The sequence below is a fragment of the Pantoea sp. T14 genome, assembly GCF_036663535.1.
Taxonomy (GTDB): domain Bacteria; phylum Pseudomonadota; class Gammaproteobacteria; order Enterobacterales; family Enterobacteriaceae; genus Pantoea; species Pantoea phytostimulans.
Map to the genome: position 1 here is coordinate 70,349 of NZ_JAWUEB010000005.1, position 26,145 is coordinate 96,493.

Below are 26,145 nucleotides of genomic sequence, written 5' to 3' on the forward strand. Positions count from 1 at the left end.
TTGCCCACACGCTACGCCAAATGCGTTAAAGATGCAGCTTCGAATTTACCGCTTTGGCAGGGGCTTCGTGTCCTTCAATGGCCTTTTTTCTGCCCATCACCAAACCCAATATGCCGCCTAAAATCAGCGCGGCTGCCACAATTAACAAGCCATCGTTGTAGCTGTTGGTTGCGTCTTTTATGCGTCCCATAATCGGGGGAAAGCCCAAGCCAGCAATGTTCGCGACTGCATTGATTAAGGCGATAGAGGCGGCACCGGCTACGCCAGAAATGGTTTCGGTAGTGACCGCCCAAAATACCGGCGTGATTGCCCAGTTCAGTCCTACCATCAACACCAGCAACAGGTAAGCTATCCATTGTTGCGAAACCGCCATCGCGGCCAACAGCAGCAAGCCGGAAGCCATCAGCGGCAGCCCTAAATGGCGTGCGCGTTCGCCGGTACGATCAGAATGTCGGCCATTGAAATACATAAAAATACAGGCAAACAGAAACGGCACCGCCGACAGTAAACTCACCATCAGATTGCTGCGATCTTCCGCTACGCCTTTAACAATCAGCGGCAGGAACAGCGTGACGCCGATGGTGCCAAATGCCTGCAGCAGCCACAGCAAACTCAGCGCCCAGACACGACCGCTTTTTAATGCCACGCGCCAGTTGTGATGATGAATAGCGGAGTGCTGTTCGTCGCGGGCGATAGTTTGTGCCAGCCAGTTTCGCTGTTCAGCAGTGAGCCAGCGCGCTTTTGCCGGAGAATCGTCGAGATAAAACCAGGTCACAATGCCGAGGAAGAAGGCGGGGATCCCTTCCAACAGGAACAACCAGCGCCAACCCTCGACGCCCAGCATTCCGTGCATATTCAGCAAACTACCGGAAAGCGGCAGACCAATCACCGAGGCCAGCGCGGCGCCAATGTAAAACATCGACATGGCGCGAGCGCGGTCGCTGCGCGGATACCAGCAGGAGAGGTAATAAATGATGCCGGGCGTAAAACCCGCTTCCGCCGCACCGAGCAGAAAGCGCATCACATAGAGCTGGGTTGGCGTCTGCACCAGGCTCATACCCGCGGCAATAATGCCCCAGCTCACCATGATGCGCGCAATCCAGCGGCGGGCGCCAACGCGCGTTAGCAACACGTTGCTTGGCACTTCAAAGATGATGTAAGTGACGTAAAAAATCCCGGCGGCAATGCCGTACATTTCGGCTGTCATCGCCAGGTCGGCGTTCATCTGTAGCGCAGCGACTGAGATGTTGGCGCGGTCAATGTAGGCGATCAGATAGAGCAACATGATGAACGGCATGATGCGTAAATTCATTTTTTTGACGGTGCTGAGGTGCAGATGTTGTGTCATCGGAATGTCCTCACGTAGGGTGCAGCTGGCCTGGATTCCACGCTAGCGCGGAACCACAGAGATTTTTTTAGTTATGCAGAGGGTTGAATTAACGCTTTACCATTCGGCGACAGAGCCGTCGACGTGGCGCCATAAAGGGTTGCGCCAGTCTGGCGCGTTGCGGCTGCGTTCGATCACCAAGGCTTCATCGATTTCGACGCCTAAGCCAGGTTTTAACAAGGGAGAAAACATGCCGTCATTCATGGCAAAATCCGCTTTGTTCACCACGTAATCCAGCAATTCTGCGCCCTGATTGTAGTGAATGCCCATGCTCTGTTCCTGGAACACGGCGTTATGTGAAACGAAATCAACCTGCAAACAGGCGGCGAGCGCCAGCGGGCCCAGCGGGCAATGCGGCGCGAGGCCAACATCATAGGCTTCGGCCATGGCGGCAATTTTCACACATTCGGTGATGCCGCCCGCGTGCGACAGATCAGGTTGCAGAATCGCTAATCCACCCGCTTCAAGGACGCGTTTGAATTCGAAACGCGAATACATGCGTTCACCCGCCGCGATCGGGATGTGGGTTTGCGCGGCCAGGCGAGGATAATATTCTGCCTGCTCTGCCAGCACCGGCTCTTCAATGAACAGTGGGCGATAAGGTTCCAGTTCGTGAATCAGCAACTTCGCCATAGGCGCACTTACGCGACCATGAAAATCCAGGCCGAATTCAATTTGATTGCCAAAGGCTTCACGGATCTGCGCGACGGTATTGACCGCAGCATCTACCTTGCGGCTGCTGTCGATCAGACTCATCTCTTCACAGCCGTTGAGCTTGAACGTATCAATACCGATAGTGCGCAATTTTTCGATACCGGCAATCACGTCAGCGGGGCGATCGCCGCCAACCCAGCTGTAGGCTTTGATTTTGTCGCGCACCAACCCGCCAAGCAGTTGCCAAACAGGCACACCCAAGGTTTTACCTTTGATATCCCACAATGCTTGATCGATACCTGCTATGGCGCTCATCAAAATTGGCCCGCCGCGATAGAAACCGCTGCGATACATGACTTGCCACACGTCGTTGATACGCGCTGGGTCTTGACCGATCAACGCTTCACCCAGTTCATGGACTGCGGCCTCTACGCTACGGGCTCGTCCTTCGATCACGGGTTCGCCCCAGCCCGATACGCCTTCATCAGTTTCAATTTTCAAAAACATCCAGCGCGGCGGTAAGCGGTAGGTCGTGAGCCTGGTAATTTTCATCGCGTCGCCTCCTTATAAGCCTGTACAAAGGCTTGCGCCTTCTCGATAGTCTGCGTCACCGATTGACCGGCACGATAGAGATCGCTGCCTAAACCGGCACCTATGCAGCCGACTGCCAAATATTCCGCCAGGTTCTGTGGCGTAACGCCGCCAACTGCAAATACCGGGATTTCAGGCGGCAGCACCGCTTTGATCGCTTTGATATAGGCCGCGCCAAAGACTGAAGCGGGGAAAATTTTCAGCGCCTGCGCCCCTGCATTTACGGCGTTGAATGCTTCTGTCGCCGTGGCGCACCCGGCGGCAACCCACATCTTGTGTTTGACCGCCTGCTGAATGACTGCCGCATCGGTATTCGGCGTAACGATCAGGCGACAGCCGATTGATGCCAGCTCATCAACCTGTGCGGTTTTTAACACGGTTCCTGCCCCAATCACTGCACGATCGCCGAACTGATGCACCATTTGTGGAAGGGTTTGCTGCCAGTTTGGTGAGTTAAGTGGGACTTCTATCGCATCAAAACCCGCATCAATCAGTGCGCGAATGTGTGCTTCCGCTTCTTCCGGCTTAATGCCACGCAAAATGGCAATCAGCGGTAATTTAATCGGTAAGTTCATCAACAATTCTCCGTATTCCTTGCTGGAAGGCACGATCGCCTTCCAGCCATTGCGTCGGGATATCGATCAGGGTGAAAGCATGCTGATAACGCTGCGCCAGCTGCATATTAGTCACCAGCGTTACTGGCGCGGCTAGCGCGAGCTGGCGCTGCTGGCTGGCAACCTCATGACCAATCAGTAGACCAGAAAGGAAATCGCTAACCGATTCGCGTGGTAGCGTACCCAACAGATGTTGTGCCCGGACCTCGAACAATCGCGACAAAATTGAGGCATCGTTAACACCGATTTCCAGCCCACGGTGAAAAGCCTGCGTATCATCGTGCTGTTCGGGTAAACCGTTGCCGATAAGCGATTGTTTAAGCAGTAAATGGTGCAGTTCACCGGTCATGACGGTGCGGAAATCAACGATGCAGTCGCCTTCGGCAATCACCCATTTACTGTGTGTTCCTGGCATGACCGTAACGGCGGCAGGTGCTAATGCCTGGGCACCCAGCAGTTGCGTCTCTTCACCGCGCATCACGTTATGGTTATCGGCGTGGTTAATGCTCAATCCCGGCACAATCCAACGGTTTTCGCCGGCGTGAGTTAATTGTGCGGCAATGGATTCGAGTGGTAGCGGACAAGGAAGATAAGGCGCAGGTAGCCAGCCAACATTGCTGCCGACCATGCCTGCCATCACCACGGGTAATTCACTGACTGGCCAGCCGTGCACGATTTCGTCAAATACCTGTTGGTGGCTGCGACCATTTAATCGCGTTACGCCTGCTTCTGAGCGTCGCGTCTCTTGGCATTCGCCATCCAGGTAAAACCAGGCGCGTAAATTGGTTGAACCCCAATCGATAGCGATATAGCGGCTCATGAGATTGCCTTTAAGCGCTGGGTTGAGCTGGCAATCATGGTGCGAGCCGCCGCTTCTGCTGCATCGGCATCCTGATGACGAATGGCCTCAAACAGCATCTGATGCTCACGCAATGTTTGCGGCATATTGTCGCGATCGGGTTGGTAAGTGCGTTCAAATACCGCTTTTTGTAGCTGAACAATCGCGATGCTGAGTTGCTGCAAAATAGGGTTGTGGACGGAGGTTAGCAGCGCTTCGTGATAACGCATGTCAGCATCATTAAATGCCTGGCGATCGTGATGATGCGCAATCATGTCATTAAGCGCGTGCTCGATCTGGGCTAAATCCTGTGATGTGGCGCGTTCCGCTGACCAACGCGCCAGCTGCGGCTCCACTAACACACGCACGTCATTCATCGCTGCAATCAACTGCGGATCGTGGTTGTGCTTCAGCGACCATTGCAGCACGTCGCTGTCGAGGAAATTCCACTGCTGATGGGTTGTGACAAAGGCGCCGCGATAACGTTTAATTTCGATAAGCCGTTTTGCTGTTAGCGAGCGATAAACTTCACGGATTATGTTGCGCGACGTGGTAAAGCGTTCACACAGCTCCGCTTCTGCAGGCAGCGCCTGTCCGGGGGCGAACTGTCCAGAGACAATTTCTTCACCTAGCGTGAGAAGAATACGATCGGTTTTACTGACGTCCTGCTGATCCACGATTTATCTGCCTTTTCCTGAATGATGCGCAGGAAAGATTGTAGTACCACCTTGTTGGGTTGTACTACAATGTTGATCACAAAACAGACACATCGTCAGGTGGTGAGGAGCGTAGAATGAAGGGAAGTGGGCGGCGCCTGGCCGCCGAGAAATTAAAGCACTAACTCTTCAATCGCGTAAGCAACGCCATCTTCCATATTAGTTTTCGTGACAAACTGCGCGATTTTCTTAACAGATTCAATGGCATTACCCATTGCAACGCCGGTGCCTGCATATTCGATCATCGCTAAATCGTTTTCCTGATCGCCAATCGCCATCACTTCTTCCTGCTTCAGGCCGAGTTTTTCTGCCAGCATTTTCACGCCCTGACCTTTATTGACGCGACGGTCAAGAATTTCGAGATAGTAAGGCGCGCTTTTCAGCAGGGTGTAAGTCTCTTTCGCGTGGGCGGGCAAACGCTCAATAGCGGAATCCAGCAGCCCCGGTTTATCGATCATCATCAGCTTAGGAAAACGCATGTTGCGATCCATCTCCTCTACGGCGCGATAACGCACCGGAATGCCGGTCAGGCTAGCTTCATGAATGGTATATTCGCTGATATCTTTGTTTGGGGTATAAAGATGAGATTTATCAAACGCCTGAAAATGTACGCCCAGTTCACGTGCCAGCTGCTCAACGTAAAGATAATCGTCGAACGTTAGCGTGACTTCTGCGACGCATTCGCCATCTTCCGCACGATGTACCAGCGCACCGTTATTGCTGATGCAATACTGGCCAGCCTGGAGATCCAGCTCCATTAAATAACGTTGCACGCCAACAAACGGGCGGCCGGTTGCCAGCACAATGGACACACCTTTTTGGCGTGCGTGATCAAGTGCTGCTTTTACTCCCGGCGTGATCAGATGTTGTGGGTTGAGCAGCGTGCCATCCATATCAATCGCAATCAGTTTAATTGCCATAACGTCCTCGTTGAGTCAGGGTTTTATTCAATGCTAGCGCGATTCAGCTCACATTGACCAGTTTATCGGCACGTTTGGCAACAGCTTCGGAATGGGGCGTAAAGCAAAAAAAAAGCCATCACAGATGTGATGGCGCATTAACCAGAGAGAATGTTGCGAGGAATCAACGGCTCATTGCGCCTGTTTTCGCTTTTCAAGTGCGCGACAGGCATAAAAAAACCCTTCCGAATAAGGAAGGGTTTTTCGTCGCGTCAGTGAATATCAACGATTAGATATCAATGTTTGCTGCTCTCAGCGCATTCTCTTCGATGAAGGCGCGGCGCGGTTCAACCGCATCACCCATCAACGTAGTAAACAGCTGGTCGGCAGCAATCGCGTCTTTAATGGTGACGCGCAGCATGCGGCGACTGCCTGGATCCATGGTAGTTTCCCACAGCTGCTCTGGGTTCATTTCGCCCAGACCTTTGTATCGCTGCACCGACAAACCACGACGTGACTCTTTTACCAGCCACTCAATTGCTTGTTCAAAGCTGGCAACAGGCTGTCGACGCTCACCACGTTCGATGAAAGCATCTTCCTCCAGCAAGCCGCGCAGTTTGCTGCCCAGAGCACAGATCTTGCGGTATTCTGGCCCCTGAATGAACTCCGCATCCAGCACATAATCGGTGTCAACACCGTGAGTACGCACACGTAAAACCGGTTCGAACAGATGCTCTTCACGGTTTTCACGGATCTGCGCAAAATAGGTGCTGCCGTGCGCTTCACGTTCAGTCAGATAGGAAACCAGGCCGTTTAACCAGTCTGTTACTTCCGCTTCATTACCCAACTCGCTGAGCGTTGCATGGTAAATCAGCGCACGTAACAGCGCGACCGGATAGCGGCGCTCCATACGTTTGATCATCTTCTGCGTGCTGTTGAAATCAGCCACTAAGGTTTCTAGCTGCTCGCCGCCGAGTGCCGGTGCGCTGGCGTTGGTGTGCAGCGTAGCGCCATCAAGCGCGATGGCGATTTGATACTGATCCATCGCTTCATCATCTTTGATGTACTGCTCTTGCTTGCCTTTCTTCACTTTGTAAAGAGGTGGCTGAGCAATGTAGACATGACCGCGTTCTACAATTTCTGGCATCTGGCGATAGAAGAAGGTCAACAGCAGCGTACGGATGTGCGAGCCATCGACATCAGCATCGGTCATGATAATGATGCTGTGATAACGCAATTTATCCGGGTTATATTCGTCGCGGCCAATGCCGCAACCCAGCGCAGTGATCAGCGTTGCCACTTCTTGTGAAGCGAGCATTTTATCGAAACGCGCTTTCTCAACGTTGAGGATTTTACCCTTGAGCGGCAGAATCGCCTGGTTTTTACGGTTACGGCCCTGTTTCGCCGAGCCGCCTGCGGAGTCACCCTCCACCAGGTAGATTTCTGACAGCGCCGGATCGCGTTCCTGACAATCCGCCAGTTTGCCTGGCAAGCCCGCCAGATCCAACGCGCCTTTACGACGCGTCATTTCACGTGCACGACGCGCCGCTTCACGGGCACGTGCAGCATCAATAATTTTACCCACCACGATTTTTGCATCGCCTGGGTTTTCCAGCAGATATTCTGCCAGCAGTTCGTTCATCTGCTGCTCGACCGCAGATTTCACCTCAGAAGAGACCAGTTTATCTTTGGTCTGCGAGGAGAATTTTGGATCCGGCACTTTTACCGACACCACTGCAATCAATCCTTCACGCGCATCATCGCCGGTCGCGCTGACTTTGGCTTTTTTGCTGTAACCCTCTTTGTCCATATAGGCATTCAGGGTACGCGTCATTGCCGCGCGGAAGCCCGCAAGGTGTGTGCCACCATCGCGTTGTGGAATGTTGTTGGTGAAGCAGTAGATGTTTTCCTGGAAACCATCGTTCCACTGCAGCGCCACTTCCACACCGATCCCATCTTTTTCAGTTGAAAAATAGAACACTGTTGGGTGGATTGGGGTTTTGTTTTTATTCAGGTATTCAACAAACGCCTTGATGCCGCCTTCGTAATGAAAGTGATCGCTTTTGTCATCGCGTTTGTCTTCCAGACGAATAGAGACACCTGAGTTCAGGAACGAGAGTTCACGCAGGCGTTTTGCCAGGATGTCGTACTCGAACGTAGTGACATTGGTAAAGGTTTGGTGGCTCGGCCAGAAGCGCACGCGCGTACCGGTCGCTTCAGTTTCACCAGTCACAGCCAGCGGTGACTGCGGCACGCCATGCTGATAGATCTGATGATGTACTTTGCCTTCGCGGCGAATAACCAACTCGAGTTTTTCTGACAAGGCGTTAACCACAGAAACGCCTACGCCATGCAGGCCACCAGAAACTTTATAGGAGTTGTCGTCGAACTTACCGCCGGCGTGCAGCACGGTCATGATCACTTCAGCGGCAGAGACGCCTTCTTCTTCGTGAATGCCGGTTGGGATACCGCGCCCATCATCTTGAACGGAAACTGAATTATCCGCATGAATGGTGACCATAATGTCACTACAGTGACCGGCGAGCGCTTCGTCGATTGCGTTATCCACGACCTCGAATACCATGTGATGCAGACCGGTGCCGTCATCCGTATCGCCGATATACATACCCGGGCGTTTGCGTACCGCATCAAGTCCTTTCAGGACTTTGATACTTGAGGAGTCATAAGAATTCGACATCAACGTTTCTCGCTCATTTAATCTTCAGGTTGAACCGCTATTTTACCCTGTTCCACGCGGAACATCTTGCCCTTTTCGTCGCTCATGTCGATTACATGATCGGCAGAAATGGCGCTGACAAAGACTTGTGCTTGCGTGGCTTTTAACCGCTCCGCTAACAGGCGGCGGCGGCTGTCATCCAGCTCAGAAGCAAAGTCGTCAATCAGGTAAAGACAGCGGCGTCCGCTCTGGCGCGTCAGGAACTCGCCCTGCGCCAAACGTAATGCACACATCAGCAGTTTTAACTGACCGCGTGAGAGTAAATCTTCCACCGGCGTCCCTTCAGCACGAATACGGAAATCCGCTTTGTGCGGGCCGCTGGCGGTGTAAGTTAAGGCACGATCGCGCTCGAAATTGCGTTCCAGCAATTCGCCGTAATCGCTTTCTTTATCCCAGCCGCGCTGGAATGAGAAGGCTAATTCAAACTCCGGCAAAAACTGGCCGCAAGTTGCAATGATTTCAGCAGATATAGCCGCGCTGTATTCAGCACGCCACTGGCTGATTTGTTCGGCCAGCGGCACCAATTCTTGATCCCACGGCCGGATTTGGCTGTAACGCGAAACCTGACGCAGCGCAGCGTTGCGCTGTTTCAGCAGGCGGCGCATATTGCTCCAGGCATTAAAGAAGCCGGGCGTATTATGAAAACAGCCCCAGTCAACATAGGCTCTACGGTATTTGGGGCCGCCATTAAGCAGCGTAAAGCCCTCAGGCGTGATCAGCTGCATCGGCAGCATTTGCGCCAGCTCCGCGACTTTATGACCATCGCTGCCGTCAATGCGAACCTTGCTGTCTCCGGCGCGATTCTTGGTCAATCCCACCGAAATTTCACGCTCTTTGCCTTCCAGGCGACCGTGCAGCACAAACGCGGCTTGGTCATGACGAATAATCCGTCCTGCCTGCAAACTGCGAAAGGCGCGTCCATGTCCCAGCGTATAAATGGCTTCTAACACGCTGGTCTTACCGCTGCCGTTTGCGCCGACGAGGAAGTTAAACCCCGGCGCTAGCGCTAAGTCGGCCTGTTCGATATTACGAAAATCTTTGATAAGTAGGCGGGTTAAAGCCATGAATCAATCCAGCAGAGAAGGGCAAGAAGAGGCTAAATCATCATTCCAGGCCGACGGCAGCGCAATAAGTCTGATTACGGCCAGCACGCAGACCCTGGGAACATACTGAAGTAGGCTTCCAGGGATAGGCACTCTCCGCAACCAGAATGACAAGTAAGCCAGGCCGATAAGAATCAAAGACGCATTGGCATGACAACGTAGGCGGCGGCCGGACTGGCGACATCTTCAATTTGCACGCTGGAAATGGAGTCAGTCAGCAGTAAACGGACGTTCTCGCACTTCAGCGCATTGAGTACATCCAACACGTAACTGACGTTGAAGCCAATTTCCAATTCGCTGCCGTTGTATGAGACATCCAACATCTCTTCCGCTTCTTCCTGCTCAGGGTTGTTCGCCGTAATTTTCAGCTGATTTTCAGTGATATAGAGGCGAACACCGCGGAATTTCTCGTTAGAGAGAATCGCGGCACGGGCGAAAGCTTGTTTCAGCACGTCACAACCGGCTTCCAGTGCTTTGTCGGGGTTCTTCGGCAATACGCGACGATAGTCGGGGAAACGACCATCAACCAGCTTCGACGTAAAGATAAACTCTCCGACATAGGCGCGAATATTGCTGCTGCCAATTTTTACCTGCAGCGGCGTTTCGCCGCCATCCAGCAAGCGCAGCAGCTCAATGACACCTTTACGCGGCACAATCACGGAATGGCTCGGTAAGGTCTGGCCAATCGGCATTGAACAAACCGCTAAACGGTGACCATCGGTAGCGACAGTGCGCAGCTCTTCACCTTCGGTTTCAAACATCATACCGTTCAGGTAATAACGCACATCCTGATGCGCCATTGAGAACTGCGTTGCTTCGATCAGACGTTTCAGCGTGGCTTGCGGCAGCGTAAATTCGACTTCGCTTTGCCAGTCATCCAGATTAGGGAAATCGCTCGCGGGCAAGGTCGACAGCGAAAAACGGCTGCGTCCCGAACGAACCAGCATGCGATCGCCTTCCAGCGTGACGGTAATTTCTGCACCTTCCGGCAATCCACGACAGATATCGAGGAATTTACGCGCCGGGACGGTGGTGGCTCCGGGTTCATGCGCTTGCGTTAAAGCCACACGCGCCACCATCTCCATTTCTAAATCGGTACCGGTCAGCAACAACGATCCTTCATTAACCTGCATCAGCAGATTACCAAGAATCGGTAGCGTCGGGCGCCCACCTAGCGGACCGCTGACTTGTTGCAGCGGCTTCAGCAAATGCTCACGTTCAACAATAAATTTCATAGCGTCAGGAAGATAATGTTCTGATGAGATTAGAGAAATCTTCTTTAATATCGTGGCTCTCTTCGCGCAGCTGCTCAATTTTGCGGCAGGCGTGAAGCACCGTGGTATGGTCGCGGCCACCAAAAGCATCGCCAATTTCTGGCAAGCTGTGGTTTGTCAGCTCTTTCGCCATCGCCATCGCCATCTGGCGCGGACGTGCGACTGAACGTGAACGGCGCTTAGACAGCAAATCCGCGACCTTAATTTTATAGTACTCAGCGACCGTCTTTTGAATATTGTCGATGGTGACTAATTTTTCCTGCAATGCCAGCAAATCGCGTAACGCTTCGCGCACGAAGTCGATCGTTATGGCGCGACCGGTAAAGTTAGCATTGGCAATCACACGGTTCAGTGCGCCTTCCAGCTCACGTACGTTGGAGCGCAATCGCTTAGCAATAAAGAAGGCGACTTCACCGGGCAGGCGAATGTCATTTTCATCCGCTTTTTTCATCAGGATCGCAACGCGTGTTTCCAGCTCTGGCGGCTCGATCGCCACCGTTAAACCCCAGCCGAAGCGCGATTTAAGACGATCTTCGACGCCGTTGATCTCTTTAGGATAACGATCCGATGTCAGGATGATCTGCTGATTGCCTTCTAACAAGGCATTAAAGGTATGGAAAAACTCTTCCTGAGAACGTTCTTTATTGGCAAAAAATTGGATGTCATCGATAAGCAGTGCGTCAACCGAGCGGTAGTAGCGCTTAAACTCTTCAATGGCGTTGTTTTGCAACGCTTTTACCATGTCCTGCACAAAACGTTCAGAATGCATATAAACCACTTTAGCATTCGGTTTGCGCGCAATGATGCCATTGCCGACCGCGTGTAACAGGTGGGTTTTACCTAAACCGGTTCCGCCATAAAGGAAGAGCGGGTTATAGGCGCCGCCGGGATTATCTGCCACCTGACGTGCCGCCGCGCGCGCCAGTTGGTTCGATTTACCCTCGACAAAGTTGTCGAAGTTATGGCGGTTATTCACATTTGAGCGATAAGTCACGTCAGCAGGCGCGGGAACGTTGTCCCAGCTTGGACGCAGAATTTGTGTGGGTGCTGGACGCGTATAAACGGGCGTTGGCGTGCTTACGCTAGCCATAACGGGCTGGCTGACGGCTGCCGTCTGCTGTACCGGACGCGTGCCGACTTCAAAACGCAGCAAGGGCACATGTGGTCCACAAAATTCATTCAATAGTGCATTAATACTGTTGAGGTATTTATCTCGAACCCAGTCGAGTACGAAGCGATTTGGAGCATACAAGGCAAGCGTATTGTCGTTTAACTCAGCCTGTAGCGGACGAATCCACATGCTGAATTCGGTGGCAGGAAGCTCATCCTGCAAACGGGCAAGACACTGTTGCCAAAGCGTAAGTGACACGGCGGACTCCACTCGTACAAATTCGAATAAGAATAGTAGGTGCTAAACTCAGAAACGTTCATTTTTGACACAGACGAAAGAAAGCGCCTGCGACCGCTATCAGCGGTTTTCCATCCTGCAATCACTGGAGGATCGTCAGCGGAAGGGCGGATCATAGCGCAAAGCGCGTCAGAGATCTTCCCTTTCTACACAGTTTTGATCCTTTTTATCCACAGGTTCAAGGCGCGGAGTGAAGTTTACGCTAGCTGGGGGAAAAACCAGCAGGGTTCAGTATAAATGATGTGATTTTTCTAGCAGCTTCTCGTTTTGCTCGCAAGATCCTGCAATCTGATCACAATAAGATCCTGTGCGATCCTTGCGCTTTGGTACGGAGCCCGTATAATTCTCCCCCCGGCGTTGTTGTGCTATGCCCAATGCCCGGACTCAGCGGGCTGTATCCGGGTTTCCAGGTACCGCGAATAGCGAAGTAAATTGACTCTGGACTGTACAATTATTACAATCCCGCCTCTTTATTAAAGACACATTGAGGCGTAGGTCGAATTACTGGCCCAAAAACGCGTCATCCAGTGAAAATTTTCAAGTTTAGGTAGAAATCGCCATGAAACGCACTTTTCAACCGTCCGTACTGAAGCGCAACCGTTCACACGGCTTCCGTGCTCGTATGGCAAATAAAAATGGTCGTCAGGTTCTGGCACGTCGTCGTGCTAAAGGCCGTTCTCGTCTGACCGTTTCTAAGTAATAAAGCTAACCCTGATGGGTAAGCTCGCATTTCCCAGGGAGTTACGCTTGTTAACTCCCACTCATTTCACTTTCGTCTTCCAGCAGCCACAACGGGCTGGCACGCCGCAAATTACTATTCTCGGCCGCCTTAACGCGCTGGGGCATCCCCGCATCGGTCTTACCGTCGCTAAAAAACATGTGAAACGCGCTCACGAACGCAACCGGATCAAGCGATTGACCCGCGAAAGCTTTCGCCTGCGTCAGCATGAATTACCCTCGATGGACTTTGTCGTGGTAGCGAAAAAAGGGGTTGCCGATCTCGACAACCGTACGTTGGTGGAAGCGTTGGAGAAATTATGGCGTCGTCACTGTCGCCTGGCGCGCGGCTCCTGATCGTCCTGATACGCGTCTACCAACGCGTTATCAGCCCATTACTGGGACCACACTGTCGGTTTCATCCGACCTGCTCTCAATACGGAATTGAGGCATTACGCAGGTTTGGCGTGTTAAAAGGCAGTTGGTTGACATTAAAACGCGTATTAAAATGCCACCCTTTGAACCCGGGTGGTGACGATCCTGTGCCGCCAAAAACCTTAGATACCAGAGAACATTAACGATGGATTCGCAACGCAATCTCTTTCTCATCGCTTTTCTGTTCGTGTCTTTCATGATCTGGCAAGCCTGGCAGACGGACCACGCTCCGCAGCCACAGCAGACTCAGACCACGCAAAACACTAACAGCACAGCGGGTGATGCCGCCAGTCAAGGTGTACCGGCCAGCGGTCAGGGCAAAACGATCACCGTTAAGACCGATGTCCTGTCATTAAATATCAACACCCGCGGTGGCGATGTTGAGCAAGCACAACTGCTGACTTTCCCAGACAAACTGGGTTCTGATCAGCCGTTCCAGCTGCTCGAAACCACGCCAGGTTTTATTTACCAGGCGCAAAGCGGCTTAACCGGCCGTAATGGTCCAGATAATCCGAACAACGGTGCGCGTCCTTTATTTACCTCATCGCAAGATCATTTCGAACTGGCTGATGGTCAGACCGAACTGCGTGTGCCGATGACCTTTACCGCCGAAAATGGCGTGGTATACACCAAGACTTTTGTGTTCAAACGTGGCGAATACGCGGTGAACGTTGATTACAACGTCAACAACACCACCCAGCAACCGCTGGAAGTATCACTGTTTGGTCAGCTGAAGCAAACCATTGATCTGCCAAAGCATCGTGATACCGGCAGCAATAACTTTGCTCTGCATACTTTCCGTGGTGCGGCTTACTCGACCAGCGATGAGAAATACGAAAAGTATAAATTCGATACCATCGCGGATAACGAGAACCTGAACATCACCACCAACAATGGTTGGGTGGCGATGCTGCAGCAGTATTTTGCTACTGCATGGGTACCGCGTACCGCAGGCAGTAACGCGCTTTACACCAGTAACCTGGGTAACGGTGTTGCTGCAGTAGGCTATAAGTCTGCGCCAGTGACTATCGCCGCCGGTTCGCAACAGAACCTTGGCGCGACGCTGTGGGTTGGCCCGGAAATTCAGGACAAGATGGCAGCCGTTGCGCCGCATCTGGACCTGACAGTCGATTATGGTTGGTTGTGGTTCATCTCTCAGCCGCTGTTTAAATTGCTGAAATTCCTGCACAGCTTCATCGGTAACTGGGGCTTCTCCATTATCGTGATTACCTTCATCGTGCGCGGCATCATGTACCCGCTGACCAAAGCGCAGTACACCTCGATGGCGAAAATGCGCATGCTGCAGCCGAAAATCCAGGCAATGCGTGAGCGCCTGGGTGACGATAAGCAGAAGCAGAGCCAGGAAATGATGGCGCTGTATAAAGCAGAAAAAGTGAACCCGCTGGGTGGTTGTCTGCCGCTGGTGATTCAGATGCCAATCTTCCTTGCTCTCTACTATATGTTGATGGGCTCGGTTGAACTGCGTCATGCACCGTTCGCGCTGTGGATTCATGACTTGTCTGCGCAGGATCCGTACTACATTCTGCCGATTCTCATGGGTATCACCATGTTCTTCATTCAGAAGATGTCACCGACCACCGTGACCGATCCGATGCAGCAGAAGATCATGACATTCATGCCGGTTATCTTTACCGTGTTCTTCCTGTGGTTCCCTTCAGGTCTGGTGCTGTACTACATCGTCAGTAACCTGGTAACGATTATCCAGCAGCAGCTGATTTATCGTGGCCTGGAAAAACGTGGTCTTCACAGCCGCGACAAGAAGAAAGCGTAAGACATTAAGGCGGGAGACATCCCGCGTTAAAACGGTCTATCCTGAGGCGGTCAAAGCGACCGCCTTTTGTTTTTTGTAGTGAGAGAGAATTTATGAGCCACAGCGATACTATCGTTGCCCAGGCCACGCCTCCCGGACGCGGCGGCGTGGGTATTCTGCGTATTTCCGGCGCGCGTGCAGCTGAGGTTGCGCAGCAGGTGTTGGGCAAACTGCCTAAGCCGCGCTATGCCGACTATCTATCCTTTAACGATGCCGACGGCAGCGTGCTGGATCAAGGCATCGCGCTGTGGTTTCCGGGCCCTAACTCGTTCACGGGTGAAGATGTGCTGGAGCTGCAAGGTCACGGCGGGCCGGTAATTCTCGATTTATTACTGAAGCGTATTGTGGCGTTACCGGGACTGCGTATTGCGCAGCCGGGTGAATTTTCTGAACGCGCTTTCCTGAATGACAAACTCGATTTAGCGCAGGCTGAAGCGATTGCTGACCTGATTGATGCCAGTTCAGAACAGGCGGCGCGTTCTGCGGTTAACTCATTGCAGGGTGCGTTTTCTACCCGTATCAACCATCTTGTGGAAGCACTTACGCACCTGCGAATCTATGTCGAAGCGGCCATTGATTTCCCGGATGAGGAGATCGATTTTCTCTCTGACGGCAAAATCGAAGCGCAGCTTAATACAGTGATTGGCGATCTCGACAGCGTCCGCGCTGAAGCGCGTCAGGGCAGCCTGCTGCGGGAAGGAATGAAAGTGGTGATTGCCGGACGTCCTAATGCCGGAAAATCCAGCCTGCTGAATGCGCTGGCAGGACGTGAAGCCGCCATCGTGACTGATATTGCGGGAACCACGCGCGATGTCTTGCGTGAACATATACATATTGACGGTATGCCGCTGCATATCATTGATACCGCAGGATTACGTGAAGCCAGCGATGAAGTGGAACGTATCGGTATCGAACGTGCCTGGCAGGAAATTGAACAGGCCGACCGCGTGCTGTTTATGGTCGATGGCACCACCACCGACGCTACAGAAGCCGCCGCCATCTGGCCCGATTTTGTTTCTCGTTTACCCGCTGAATTGCCGATTACCGTGGTACGTAACAAAGCCGATGCTACAGGCGAAACGCCGGGATTGAGCGAAGTAAACGGTCACTCATTGATTCGGCTATCAGCGCGCACCCGTGAAGGTGTTGATGAGTTACGTGATCATCTGAAACAAACCATGGGATTTGCGGGCAACGTGGAAGGCGGATTCCTTGCTCGTCGTCGCCATCTGCAAGCGCTGGAATTAGCGGCGACGCACTTACTTCAGGGTAAAGATCAGCTGCTGGGTGCCTGGGCGGGTGAATTGTTGGCAGAAGAGCTTCGTCTTGCGCAGCAGGCATTGAGTGAAATCACCGGCGAGTTTACCTCTGACGATTTGCTGGGGCGGATCTTCTCCAGTTTCTGTATTGGTAAGTAGCATTCAAATTCCTTCTCCGGCGGTAAACGGCCGTCGGAGGCCCTCGCTTGAGCGTTAGCCTTCCCCTATTCAACGTTTTTCCTACATTCTTGCGTAGCACTTATGACGCAGCGACAAGCCTAATGGCTTTGGTCAGTGTCTTGAGATGCCCCATCCTGCGCTCCTTCGCTGTGGCTTAATAGCCCTTTCTCTGCATGCATTATTGCGACAATGTTATTTGGCTGCGCCGAAGCATTGCAGTATAACGATCAGTGCCTTGGGCGGTTATTTGTTCACTGCGGCTGTCACTGTTCTTATTGCTGCTTACGCATAGCGCGTGAAGTCATGATTAAAAGCAAAAGCGCACCGGCTAACCTCGGCGAGCCATTTATTGTCGTAAACATGGGTCTTAATTTTGCTGTTAATAAGGAAGGTAGAATGAGTACACCGCTTGATACTGCTGCATTAGACACGCTGTTTAACCAAGCCCGCACACACAGTTACTGGCAGGATAAGCCGATAGACAGCGCCTTGCTGGAGCAGCTTTATGCGCTGACTGCGCTGGGCCCGACTTCGGCCAACTGTTCACCGGGACGCTTTGTGTTTGTTACCTCTGTTGAGGGTAAAGAGAAGCTCAAACCTGCACTCTCTTCCGGCAATCTGGAAAAAACCCTGGCTGCGCCCGCGACAGTCATCGTTGCCTGGGACAGCGAATTTTATGAGCAACTGCCCACGCTGTTTCCACACGGTGATGCGCGCAGTTGGTTTACCAGCAGCCCGGATTTAGCAAAAGAAACGGCATTTCGTAACAGCAGCCTACAGGCAGGTTATCTGATTCTGGCGGCGCGTTCGCTGGGGCTGGATGCAGGTCCAATGTCTGGTTTTGATCCAGCAAAAGTTAATGAAGCCTTTTTCTCCGGCAGCAAATGGCAGGTTAATCTGCTGATTAATCTCGGTTATGGTAATGACAGCAAACTGCATCCGCGTTTACCACGCCTGAGTTTTGAACAAGCCTGTAAATTCGCATAATGCGCAGGGCGTCGCGGTAGACTTCGCGACGCAATATTAGCGGCTTAACGCACACCTTGCTTTTCACTTCGCCTGTTTTGATCCTCTGTTTCGATAGTGCCGCGCACGTTTCTTTAATGTCATCATGATCAAGCGACACGGTTATTTGATGACAACCGTGCGCAAAAACAGGCCGTAGCCTTCGTCCTTTTCCTAATTTGTTCTATTCCGGCTTGTGCTGGATGCAATCAGCTCAGAAAATTCTTACAATGTAATTGATGATTATCTGACCATTTTCACGGAGCGACAGATGGCGGGACATTTTGTTCGTTGGACCGGCGACCCCGGATTTTTAGCCGAAGGGTTGCGCATTTCTCAAGACGTATTCGATACAGCACAACATTTTGCCGACAAGCGTCGTGGGCGGTTTCTTGCTGCCCGTGCGCTGTTAGCGCAATTAATGCTGCGGGTTTATGGCATTAATGAACTTCCAGCTTTGATCACCAACAGCAACGGTCGCCCCGCCTTTGCCGACCGGGATTTGCCTGATTTCAGCATCGCCTATGCGGGAAATATGATTGGCGTACTGTTGGCGGAAGAGGGTGGGCGCGCAGGTCTGGACATGGAAATTGTGCGTGCTCATAGCCGACAAACACAAGAACAGCTCATGCAGGAGTTAACCTCCGGCGAAGTTGCCTGGATCAATGCCCAGCAAGATTTTATGGAAGCGGTAACGCAAATCTGGACGCTGCGTCAGAGCATCCTTAAATTAACCGGCGCAGGTGAAAGCGGGCTGGATTCGTTGCGCCTCCTGCCCGGCGCGGGTCGTTTGCGCTCAACGCTTTATCCCGACATTCAGGTGGTATGTGATGCAGAACCAACGCTGGTTTGGGCCTGTGCATTATCGCCAGCCACACAGCGTTTGCATCTGTGGGAGATGGACAGCTCGCATCAATGGCGCGCGCTTCGTGAAGTCGAGATGAGCAAACCCAATATCGGCCCGCATACGTTGCGTTTGACCAGTTTGCCGCACGAACGAAGCTTGCACCCTGAAATGTAAAAAAGGCCGCTATTGCGGCCTTTTTTCATTAAACGTGCAGCGATTTGTGGTTAATGTGCATCGATAAAAGCTATTTTCAACACAAAAAGCAGTGCGACGATAACCACACAAGGGCTGATTTCACGCCAGCGTCCGGTGCCCAGTTTCATCACGCAGTACGCAATAAAGCCCAGCGCAATGCCTTCGGTGATGGAGAAACTGAACGGCATCATTGCTGCGGTCACAAAGGCAGGAACGGCTTCCGTTAAATCATCCCAACGCACGCGTGAAAGGCTGGATGTCATCAATACGCCAACGTAAATTAACGCGCCTGCGGCGGCATAACTGGGCACCATTGCTGCCAGCGGTGACAGGAACATCACCAGCAGGAATAAAATACCGGTAACCACCGCCATCAACCCGGTGCGTCCGCCGATCGCTACGCCTGAGGTACTTTCAATATAAGCCGTGACCGAGGATGTCCCGATCAATGCGCCGCTTACTGAGCTGATGCTGTCGACATACAGCGCCTGCTTCATGCGCGGAAAAGTCCCTTTTTCGTCGGTTAATCCGGCTTTGTCCGTGACGCCAATCAGCGTGCCGGAAGAGTCGAACAGATTCACCAACATGAAAGAGAAGATCACGCCCGCCATGCCAATGTTAAAGGCACCTTTGATATCCACCTGGCCGACCACCGAGGTGACTGATGGCGGAGCAGAAAACAGACCAACAAATTTCACGTCACCCAGTATCCAGCCAATGGCGGTTGTTACCAGCATTGAAATCAATACCGCAGCATGAATATTACGTGACGCAAGGATAGCGATAATAAAGAAACCGAGCGCGCCAAGCAGCACGCTGTGCGAGGAGAGATTTCCCACCGCCACTAACGTATCAGGATTCGGCACGATGATACCGGCATTTTTCAGCCCCATCATGGCGATAAACAGGCCGATACCAGCGGTGATACCTACGCGTAAACTCAGCGGGATATTGGCGATCATCCAGTAACGCACACGCAGCAGTGTCAGGATCAACAGTCCCAGCGCACCCCAGAAAATGGCGCCCATGCCAATCTGCCACGAATAACCCATCGCACCTACCACCACAAAGGCGAAGAAGGCGTTCAGGCCCATCGCTGGCGCCAGCGCGACGGGCAGATTTGCAAATAATCCCATCAAAATACTGCCAAAGGCAGCGATCAGGCAGGTCGTTACAAATACCGCCTGGGTATCCATGCCCGCCACGCCTAAAATCTGCGGATTGACGAAGACGATATAGACCATGGTCAGAAAAGTGGTGATACCGGCAATCACTTCGGTACGCACCGACGTGCCGTGTTCCTGCAGCTTGAAGATGCGCTGCAAAAGGCCTTGTTTGTTCATTTCATCCATTCCAGAAGAAAAACTTTCGGCGCGTATCCTGGCGATTTTAACAGCGCAATACAATGATTTTTCGCAACCGATTGCCAATGGTAGAGTGTGAAGGTACCCACAAATCAAAGGATAGAGTCTGATGTCTGTAGAATGTGTATTTTTTGACTGCGATGGCACGCTGGTGGACAGCGAATTACTCTGTACGCAAGGCTATGTAAACACCTTTGCCCGCTACGGTATTACGCTTTCACTGCAGGAGATGTTTGAGAAGTATAAAGGCATCAAGCTTTACGACATCATTCGCGACGTGGGAGACGCGCATCAGGTGACGTTGCCCCTGGAAGAGGTTGAAACTGCCTACCGGGCTGAAGTTGCGCGGCTGTTCGATCTGGAGCTGAAACCGATTCCCGGTGCGAAAGCGCTGGTTGATCAGGTGAAAGTGCCGATGTGTGTGGTATCGAACGGTACGGTGAAGAAGATGCAGCACTCGCTGGGCCTGACCGGCATGCTGGCGCATTTTGAGGAGCATCTCTACAGCGGCTATGACATTTTGCACTGGAAGCCCGATCCCGAACTGATGTACCACGCCGCTGAACAGATGCAAGTACCGATTGAACGCTGCATTTTGGTCGACGATTCTGAAGCTGGCGCACGCGCGGGCATTGCGGCAGGCATTCCGGTATTTTACTACTGCGCTGATGCGCACAATCCTGAACTTGACCACCCGCTGATTACGCGATTTGAGAATATGGCGGAGCTGCCCGCGCTGTGGCGCGCTCGCGGTTGGAACCTGGTTTAACCTTTAACATCAGAGACAATGGATGCCGCAAACCGTCTGGTTCTTAACGCTGCCCGGTGTCATGGCGCTGGATGTTGCTGGCCCCGCTGAAGCTTTCACGCTGGCGGACGGCAACTTTACGCTGCGCTACATCGGTCCGCAGGAAAACGTGCTCTGCTCAACGGGTATGACGATTGGCAATATCGAGCCGCTGCCCGACACGCTGCCGCCTGAAAGTTTGCTGGTGGTACCCGGCGTCTACGACTCACGCAGTTGCTACGACACGCCGCAAGCGAAGCAGGCGCGTGACTGGCTGCAACGTCAACAGGCGGCAATTCAGGCGCAAACGCTTATGCTGGTTTGTGTCTGCTCGGGGGCTTTATTGGCGGCGCAGGCGGGTTTGCTCAATGGCATTCAGTGCACCACGCATCATGACGTGTTGGAACGCATGAAAGCCACCGCGCCTCAGGCAGTGATCAGAGAGAACCGTGTCTTCGTTGAAGATGGCAGCATCTGGACCAGCGCGGGTATCACCGCAGGCATCGATCTCGCTTTGCACTTGATCACCCGTTTATGTGGGGCGCAAACCGCGCTAGCCGTGGCACGTGAAATGGTGGTGTGGTTTCGCCGTTCTGGTGATGACCCGCAACTTTCACCGTGGCTGCGTTACCGCAATCATCTGCATCCGGCGATTCATCGGGCGCAGGATGCGATGATGGCTCACCCGGAACATAGCTGGTCGTTGGGGGAACTCGCGATGCGTGTCCATGTGAGCAGCCGCCATCTGGCGCGGCTGTTTCGTCAGCATTTGGGTATCAGCGTGCGGGAATATCACGAGCAGCTGCGGGTCGGCATTGCGCGTCAGCGCCAGCAGCAGGGCGAAGCGGCAGAAAAAGCCGCGCTGGCGGCGGGATTTTCCTCGGCGCGCCAGTTGCGTCGTGCGCGCCAGCGCTGGGACGATCAGCTCACCAAATGATGTTTATCGACACGTTTTAATACCATTGCCAGCAACAGACTGCCACCTAAGGTCACGCCAAATACCCACGGCAGATCCAGCCACGGGCGCGACATATCGTCATAGTGATGAGTGCGGAGATAATGAATAAACAGCGCATGGAAACCATAAATCGGCAATGAATAGCGCGCAATCATCGCCATGCCGGGCACAGTGCGGCTATTGAGGATATTTTTAAATAAAACCAGCAAGCTGATGGCGGCGATAAATACCAGCGGGCCGCAATAGAGATACCAGGTATCGTTGAACGCGCCGTTGATCTTCAGTTCTTGCTTAGTGCCCAATGCAATGCCAATCACGCAGGCGATGAACCCGGTCGCAGCCAGCCAGCTTGCGCGGCGCCCTTGGGTTTCCATTGTGCCAATCGCGCGGCCCAGCAGCGCATAGAGTAAATAATAAATACTGTCACCGCTGACATATAAATTCACCGGTAGCCAGTGAAATCGACCCAACGACTGACTCGCAGTGTTGGGATTAGCCAGCACCGCCAGAACCACCACCAACAGCGCGACGTAGCGCGCCTGCACCGCTTTCACCTGAATCAGTGGCGAAAGCAGATAAATACCAATCAGCGCGAAGAAAAACCACAAGTGGTAGAACACCGGCTTTTGCAGCATTTTCAGCAGCGATCGACCTTCACTAATCGGCGTTAACCAAGTGATATAGGCCAGCGCCACCGCGCTGTAAAACAGCAAACAGAGCACCAGCCGCAGCATATGACGCGGTTGCGCACTGCGCTCACCGAAGAACAGATAACCCGAAATCATGAAAAACAGCGGCACGCAGACGCGCGATGCAGAGTTCAAAATGTTAGCCATATCCCAGTGAAAGCCCGTCACCGCTACCGGGCCGGTGATGTACCAGGTTGTGGTATGAATCACGATCACCATCAAACAGGCAATGGCGCGTAAATTATCGATCCAGTAAATCTTTTGCTGCATGGTTTCCTCTTGCGCGGCGCTCCGTGCGAAGAAGGTTAGCCAGTCATAGCCGCGCCAACAACCTTTGGCTCAAGGATTCAGAGCCATCCGGAACGTTGTTACCTAAATGTAGTCACGAACGACGAATTTCTCGATCACAGCTTCATCGGGTTCGACACCTAAACCTGGCTCACTCGGCAGCCAGGCATAGCCGTCAGTGATGCGCACCGGATTTTTCGCCCGGCTCGACGCAATCCATCACCGGCGCATTCTCTATCGACACCGGGGAAAGGTTCCAGGCCGCTCAGGATTTCCGGCTGCACAACACGCGGTCAAAGGGTATACTGGCGCACTCTTTTTTCATCTAGCCGAATCGCGTGCGAATTCAACATGCAAAAGTTTGATACCAAGACCTTTCAGGGCCTGATCCTGACCTTGCAGGATTACTGGGCGCGTCAGGGCTGCACCATCGTTCAACCGCTGGACATGGAAGTGGGCGCTGGCACATCTCATCCAATGACTTGCCTGCGTGCTATCGGCCCAGAGCCGATTGCTACCGCTTATGTGCAGCCGTCACGCCGTCCAACCGACGGTCGCTACGGTGAAAACCCGAACCGTTTACAGCACTATTACCAGTTCCAGGTGATGATCAAGCCTTCTCCAGACAACATTCAGGAGCTTTATCTTGGGTCGCTGAGAGAACTGGGTCTGGACCCAACGGTGCACGATATTCGCTTCGTTGAAGATAACTGGGAAAACCCAACGCTGGGCGCATGGGGATTGGGCTGGGAAGTCTGGCTCAACGGCATGGAAGTGACGCAGTTCACCTACTTCCAGCAAGTGGGTGGCCTCGAATGCAAACCCGTTACCGGCGAAATCACCTACGGCCTTGAGCGCCTGGCGATGTATATCCAAAGCGTCGACAGTGTTTACGATTTGGTGTGGAGCGATGGCCCGCTGGGTAAAACCACTTACGGCGACGTGTTCCATCAGAACGAAGTAGAACAATCTACTTACAACTTCGAATACGCTGACGTCGATTTCCTGTTCTCCTGCTTCGAGCAGTATGAGAAAGAAGCACAGATGCTGTTAGCGCTGGAAAAACCGCTGCCGCTGCCCGCTTACGAACGCATTCTGAAAGCCGCACACAGCTTTAACCTGCTGGATGCGCGCAAGGCGATCTCAGTGACCGAGCGTCAGCGTTATATTCTGCGTATCCGCACCCTGACCAAAGCCGTGGCTGAAGCGTATTACGCTTCCCGCGAGGCGCTGGGCTTCCCGATGTGCAAAGACAAAAAGTAAGAGGCAGCCATGACAGATAAAACCTTCCTGGTGGAAATTGGCACCGAAGAGCTGCCACCGAAAGCCCTGCGCAGTCTGGCGGAAGCCTTTGCTGCTCAGGTCACCGCTGAACTGGATGCAGCGAATCTGGCTCACGGCGAAGTGAGCTGGTTTGCTTCGCCACGCCGCCTGGCGCTGAAAGTCGCCACATTGAGTGCTGCACAGCCAGATCGTGAAGTTGAAAAACGCGGCCCGGCGATTGCCGCCGCTTTTGATGCCGAAGGCAATGCCACTAAAGCGGCTGAAGGCTGGGCGCGTGGCAACGGCATTACCGTTGATCAAGCAGAACGCTTGAGCACCGACAAAGGCGAATGGCTGGTTCACCGTGCGCAAGTTAAAGGTGAAACGGCGCAAGCGCTGCTGCCGGCGATGATCGCCACGGCGCTGAGCAAGCTGCCAGTACCAAAGCTGATGCGCTGGGGTGCGAGCGACGTACAGTTCGTGCGTCCGGTGCATACCGTAACGCTGCTGTTGGGCGATGAGCTGATTCCAGGCACCATTTTAGGCATTGAGTCTGCACGCATTATTCGCGGGCACCGCTTCATGGGCGAGAAAGAGATCACGCTTGAGAATGCCGATCAGTATCCAGAAATTTTGGAAAAACGCGGCCAGGTGATCGCAAATTATCAGACGCGTAAAGCGATGATCAAAGCGGATGCTGAAGCGGCGGCACGTCAATTGGGCGGCGTCGCTGACCTGAGCGATAGTCTGCTGGAAGAGGTGACTTCGCTGGTGGAGTGGCCGGTGGTGCTGACCGCAACCTTTGAAGAGAAATTCCTCAAGGTTCCGGCTGAAGCGCTGGTTTACACCATGAAAGGTGACCAGAAATATTTCCCGGTTTACGACAATGACGGCAACCTGTTGCCGAACTTCATTTTCGTCACCAACATCGAATCCAGCGATCCACAGCAGATTATTTCCGGTAATGAAAAAGTGGTTCGCCCACGTCTGGCGGATGCGGAATTCTTCTTCAATAACGATCGGAAAAAGCGTCTGGAAGATAATCTGCCGCGCCTTGAAACCGTGCTGTTCCAGAAAGAGCTGGGCACGCTGCGTGATAAAACCGATCGTATTCAGGCTTTAGCAGGCTGGATTGCCGCGCAGATTGGCGCAGACGTTAATCATGCGACGCGCGCCGGTTTGCTGTCGAAGTGTGACCTGATGACCAATATGGTGTTTGAGTTCACCGACACCCAAGGCGTGATGGGCATGCACTACGCGCGCCATGATGGCGAAGCCGAAGACGTCGCGGTGGCGCTGAACGAGCAATACCAGCCGCGTTTCGCGGGTGACGAATTGCCATCCAGCCCTGTTGCTTGCGCATTGGCGATTGCTGACAAAATGGACACGCTGGCGGGTATTTTCGGTATTGGCCAGCATCCGAAAGGTGATAAAGATCCGTTCGCGCTGCGCCGTGCCGCGCTGGGCGTGCTGCGTATTATCGTCGAGAAGAACCTGCCGCTCGACCTGCAAACGCTGACCGAAGAAGCTGTGCGTTTATATGGTACCAAGCTGAGCAATGCCAAAGCGGTTGATGATGTTATCGACTTTATGCTGGGACGTTTCCGCAGCTGGTATCAGGAAGAAGGTCACAGCATTGATACGCTGCAAGCGGTGTTGGCGCGTCGTCCAACGCGTCCGGCTGACTTTGATGCGCGCATGAAAGCGGTATCGCATTTCCGTACGCTGGAAGCTGCCGCAGCGTTGGCAGCAGCCAACAAGCGTGTGTCTAACATTCTGGCTAAATCGACGGAAACCCTGAACGACAGCGTGCAGGCTTCGCTGCTGAAAGAGAATGAAGAGATCCAGTTGGCGACCTTCGTGACCGCTTTGAGCAGTAAACTGCAACCTTACTTCGCGGAAGGCCGTTATCAGGATGCGCTAATTGAACTGGCGCAACTGCGTGAAGCGGTAGATAACTTCTTCGATAAGGTCATGGTTAATGCAGAAGATCCCGCCGTGCGCGTTAACCGTTTGACGCTGCTGTCGAAATTGCGTGAACTGTTCTTACAGGTCGCGGACATTTCACTGTTGCAGTAAGCTGAATTCATAATCTAAAAAGGGAGA

At 53.0% G+C, this 26,145-nt stretch carries 23 protein-coding genes; 11 read left to right on the top strand and 12 right to left on the bottom strand.

Annotated features, from left to right (window positions below):
* Nucleotides 1-25: 25 nt before the first annotated feature.
* The 10 genes from SC127_RS01445 to dnaA all read right to left on the bottom strand — a co-directional run bounded on the left by SC127_RS01445 (nt 26) and on the right by dnaA (nt 12,182).
* Entirely contained in the window at nt 26-1,348 is a 1,323-nt protein-coding gene (locus SC127_RS01445; RefSeq protein ID WP_243079790.1) for an MFS transporter, read from the bottom strand.
* A 96-nt stretch (nt 1,349-1,444) separates the two neighbouring features.
* Nucleotides 1,445-2,593 carry a galactonate dehydratase gene (dgoD, locus tag SC127_RS01450; protein ID WP_215848071.1) on the bottom strand — a complete coding sequence of 383 codons (1,149 nt, stop codon included), beginning with the start codon at nt 2,591-2,593 and terminating at the stop codon, nt 1,445-1,447.
* Nucleotides 2,590-3,207, bottom strand: coding sequence for a 2-dehydro-3-deoxy-6-phosphogalactonate aldolase (locus tag SC127_RS01455; protein WP_332624922.1), 618 nt, complete (start codon nt 3,205-3,207; stop codon nt 2,590-2,592). Before SC127_RS01455 ends, dgoD begins: the two co-directional genes overlap by 4 nt.
* Nucleotides 3,191-4,066 carry a 2-dehydro-3-deoxygalactonokinase gene (locus SC127_RS01460; RefSeq protein WP_332624923.1) on the bottom strand — a complete coding sequence of 292 codons (876 nt, stop codon included), beginning with the start codon at nt 4,064-4,066 and terminating at the stop codon, nt 3,191-3,193. Before SC127_RS01460 ends, SC127_RS01455 begins: the two co-directional genes overlap by 17 nt.
* On the bottom strand, nt 4,063-4,761 hold the full coding sequence (locus tag SC127_RS01465) for a FadR/GntR family transcriptional regulator (protein WP_243079787.1): 699 nt from the start codon (nt 4,759-4,761) through the stop codon (nt 4,063-4,065). Before SC127_RS01465 ends, SC127_RS01460 begins: the two co-directional genes overlap by 4 nt.
* 152 nt (nt 4,762-4,913) lie before the next feature.
* A complete protein-coding gene (gene yidA, locus SC127_RS01470; protein WP_215848067.1) occupies nt 4,914-5,720 on the bottom strand; it encodes a sugar-phosphatase in 807 nt (268 codons plus the stop codon).
* 268 nt (nt 5,721-5,988) lie between these two features.
* A complete protein-coding gene (gene gyrB / locus SC127_RS01475) occupies nt 5,989-8,397 on the bottom strand; it encodes a DNA topoisomerase (ATP-hydrolyzing) subunit B (protein ID WP_215848066.1) in 2,409 nt (802 codons plus the stop codon).
* Nucleotides 8,398-8,414: 17 nt separating this feature from the next.
* A complete protein-coding gene (recF, locus tag SC127_RS01480; protein ID WP_243079785.1) occupies nt 8,415-9,500 on the bottom strand; it encodes a DNA replication/repair protein RecF in 1,086 nt (361 codons plus the stop codon).
* A gap of 173 nt (nt 9,501-9,673) precedes the next feature.
* A complete protein-coding gene (gene dnaN, locus SC127_RS01485; protein ID WP_243079784.1) occupies nt 9,674-10,774 on the bottom strand; it encodes a DNA polymerase III subunit beta in 1,101 nt (366 codons plus the stop codon).
* Nucleotides 10,775-10,778: 4 nt separating this feature from the next.
* Complete coding sequence (dnaA, locus tag SC127_RS01490; RefSeq protein WP_215848064.1) at nt 10,779-12,182, bottom strand: chromosomal replication initiator protein DnaA; 1,404 nt, start codon at nt 12,180-12,182, stop codon at nt 10,779-10,781.
* A 598-nt stretch (nt 12,183-12,780) separates the two neighbouring features.
* Between dnaA and rpmH the strand changes: the two genes are divergently transcribed.
* The 7 genes from rpmH to SC127_RS01525 all read left to right on the top strand — a co-directional run bounded on the left by rpmH (nt 12,781) and on the right by SC127_RS01525 (nt 18,669).
* Nucleotides 12,781-12,921, top strand: coding sequence for a 50S ribosomal protein L34 (rpmH, locus tag SC127_RS01495; RefSeq protein ID WP_003023858.1), 141 nt, complete (start codon nt 12,781-12,783; stop codon nt 12,919-12,921).
* Nucleotides 12,922-12,935: 14 nt separating this feature from the next.
* A complete protein-coding gene (gene rnpA, locus SC127_RS01500) occupies nt 12,936-13,295 on the top strand; it encodes a ribonuclease P protein component (protein WP_215848063.1) in 360 nt (119 codons plus the stop codon).
* Nucleotides 13,259-13,516, top strand: a complete 258-nt coding sequence (gene yidD / locus SC127_RS01505; RefSeq protein ID WP_215848062.1) for a membrane protein insertion efficiency factor YidD — start codon at nt 13,259-13,261, stop codon at nt 13,514-13,516. Before rnpA ends, yidD begins: the two co-directional genes overlap by 37 nt.
* A 2-nt stretch (nt 13,517-13,518) precedes the next feature.
* Nucleotides 13,519-15,165, top strand: coding sequence for a membrane protein insertase YidC (yidC, locus tag SC127_RS01510; RefSeq protein ID WP_215848061.1), 1,647 nt, complete (start codon nt 13,519-13,521; stop codon nt 15,163-15,165).
* Nucleotides 15,166-15,257: 92 nt separating this feature from the next.
* Nucleotides 15,258-16,622, top strand: a complete 1,365-nt coding sequence (gene mnmE / locus SC127_RS01515) for a tRNA uridine-5-carboxymethylaminomethyl(34) synthesis GTPase MnmE (RefSeq protein ID WP_215848060.1) — start codon at nt 15,258-15,260, stop codon at nt 16,620-16,622.
* A gap of 417 nt (nt 16,623-17,039) precedes the next feature.
* Nucleotides 17,040-17,630: a malonic semialdehyde reductase gene (locus SC127_RS01520; protein ID WP_332624924.1), complete on the top strand. Its 591-nt coding sequence runs from the start codon at nt 17,040-17,042 to the stop codon at nt 17,628-17,630.
* 289 nt (nt 17,631-17,919) lie between these two features.
* The gene (locus tag SC127_RS01525) at nt 17,920-18,669 is read left to right on the top strand and encodes a 4'-phosphopantetheinyl transferase family protein (RefSeq protein ID WP_243079782.1); all 750 of its coding nucleotides are present in this window, start codon (nt 17,920-17,922) and stop codon (nt 18,667-18,669) included.
* A gap of 50 nt (nt 18,670-18,719) precedes the next feature.
* Here SC127_RS01525 and SC127_RS01530 read toward each other — a convergent pair whose 3' ends face one another.
* The gene (locus SC127_RS01530; RefSeq protein ID WP_215848057.1) at nt 18,720-20,033 is read right to left on the bottom strand and encodes an NCS2 family permease; all 1,314 of its coding nucleotides are present in this window, start codon (nt 20,031-20,033) and stop codon (nt 18,720-18,722) included.
* Between the two features lie 130 nt (nt 20,034-20,163).
* On the opposite strand from SC127_RS01530, the gene yieH reads away from it, so the two are divergent.
* Together yieH and SC127_RS01540 are read left to right on the top strand one after the other, a co-directional pair.
* Nucleotides 20,164-20,823 (top strand): 6-phosphogluconate phosphatase, encoded by a 660-nt coding sequence (gene yieH, locus SC127_RS01535; protein WP_332624925.1) that lies wholly within the window; start codon nt 20,164-20,166, stop codon nt 20,821-20,823.
* 22 nt (nt 20,824-20,845) lie between these two features.
* Complete coding sequence (locus tag SC127_RS01540; protein ID WP_332624926.1) at nt 20,846-21,778, top strand: GlxA family transcriptional regulator; 933 nt, start codon at nt 20,846-20,848, stop codon at nt 21,776-21,778.
* On the opposite strand, the gene SC127_RS01545 is transcribed toward SC127_RS01540, so the two are convergent.
* On the bottom strand, nt 21,763-22,758 hold the full coding sequence (locus SC127_RS01545) for an acyltransferase (RefSeq protein WP_243079779.1): 996 nt from the start codon (nt 22,756-22,758) through the stop codon (nt 21,763-21,765). The two genes, SC127_RS01540 and SC127_RS01545, sit on opposite strands and share 16 nt — an antisense overlap.
* Nucleotides 22,759-23,127: 369 nt before the next feature.
* On the opposite strand from SC127_RS01545, the gene glyQ reads away from it, so the two are divergent.
* Together glyQ and glyS are read left to right on the top strand one after the other, a co-directional pair.
* Nucleotides 23,128-24,039, top strand: coding sequence for a glycine--tRNA ligase subunit alpha (glyQ, locus tag SC127_RS01550; RefSeq protein ID WP_215848047.1), 912 nt, complete (start codon nt 23,128-23,130; stop codon nt 24,037-24,039).
* 9 nt (nt 24,040-24,048) lie between these two features.
* Nucleotides 24,049-26,118: a glycine--tRNA ligase subunit beta gene (glyS, locus tag SC127_RS01555; RefSeq protein ID WP_243079770.1), complete on the top strand. Its 2,070-nt coding sequence runs from the start codon at nt 24,049-24,051 to the stop codon at nt 26,116-26,118.
* Nucleotides 26,119-26,145: the final 27 nt, after the last annotated feature.

Coding starts and splice junctions, on each gene's coding strand:
- SC127_RS01445 (WP_243079790.1), bottom strand. CDS start 1,348: ATGACACAACATCTGCACCTCAGCACCGTCAAAAAAATGAATTTACGC.
- dgoD (WP_215848071.1), bottom strand. CDS start 2,593: ATGAAAATTACCAGGCTCACGACCTACCGCTTACCGCCGCGCTGGATG.
- SC127_RS01455 (WP_332624922.1), bottom strand. CDS start 3,207: ATGAACTTACCGATTAAATTACCGCTGATTGCCATTTTGCGTGGCATT.
- SC127_RS01460 (WP_332624923.1), bottom strand. CDS start 4,066: ATGAGCCGCTATATCGCTATCGATTGGGGTTCAACCAATTTACGCGCC.
- yidA (WP_215848067.1), bottom strand. CDS start 5,720: ATGGCAATTAAACTGATTGCGATTGATATGGATGGCACGCTGCTCAAC.
- gyrB (WP_215848066.1), bottom strand. CDS start 8,397: ATGTCGAATTCTTATGACTCCTCAAGTATCAAAGTCCTGAAAGGACTT.
- recF (WP_243079785.1), bottom strand. CDS start 9,500: ATGGCTTTAACCCGCCTACTTATCAAAGATTTTCGTAATATCGAACAG.
- dnaN (WP_243079784.1), bottom strand. CDS start 10,774: ATGAAATTTATTGTTGAACGTGAGCATTTGCTGAAGCCGCTGCAACAA.
- rpmH (WP_003023858.1), top strand. CDS start 12,781: ATGAAACGCACTTTTCAACCGTCCGTACTGAAGCGCAACCGTTCACAC.
- rnpA (WP_215848063.1), top strand. CDS start 12,936: ATGGGTAAGCTCGCATTTCCCAGGGAGTTACGCTTGTTAACTCCCACT.
- yidD (WP_215848062.1), top strand. CDS start 13,259: ATGGCGTCGTCACTGTCGCCTGGCGCGCGGCTCCTGATCGTCCTGATA.
- yidC (WP_215848061.1), top strand. CDS start 13,519: ATGGATTCGCAACGCAATCTCTTTCTCATCGCTTTTCTGTTCGTGTCT.
- mnmE (WP_215848060.1), top strand. CDS start 15,258: ATGAGCCACAGCGATACTATCGTTGCCCAGGCCACGCCTCCCGGACGC.
- SC127_RS01520 (WP_332624924.1), top strand. CDS start 17,040: ATGAGTACACCGCTTGATACTGCTGCATTAGACACGCTGTTTAACCAA.
- SC127_RS01525 (WP_243079782.1), top strand. CDS start 17,920: ATGGCGGGACATTTTGTTCGTTGGACCGGCGACCCCGGATTTTTAGCC.
- SC127_RS01530 (WP_215848057.1), bottom strand. CDS start 20,033: ATGAACAAACAAGGCCTTTTGCAGCGCATCTTCAAGCTGCAGGAACAC.
- yieH (WP_332624925.1), top strand. CDS start 20,164: ATGTCTGTAGAATGTGTATTTTTTGACTGCGATGGCACGCTGGTGGAC.
- SC127_RS01540 (WP_332624926.1), top strand. CDS start 20,846: ATGCCGCAAACCGTCTGGTTCTTAACGCTGCCCGGTGTCATGGCGCTG.
- SC127_RS01545 (WP_243079779.1), bottom strand. CDS start 22,758: ATGCAGCAAAAGATTTACTGGATCGATAATTTACGCGCCATTGCCTGT.
- glyQ (WP_215848047.1), top strand. CDS start 23,128: ATGCAAAAGTTTGATACCAAGACCTTTCAGGGCCTGATCCTGACCTTG.
- glyS (WP_243079770.1), top strand. CDS start 24,049: ATGACAGATAAAACCTTCCTGGTGGAAATTGGCACCGAAGAGCTGCCA.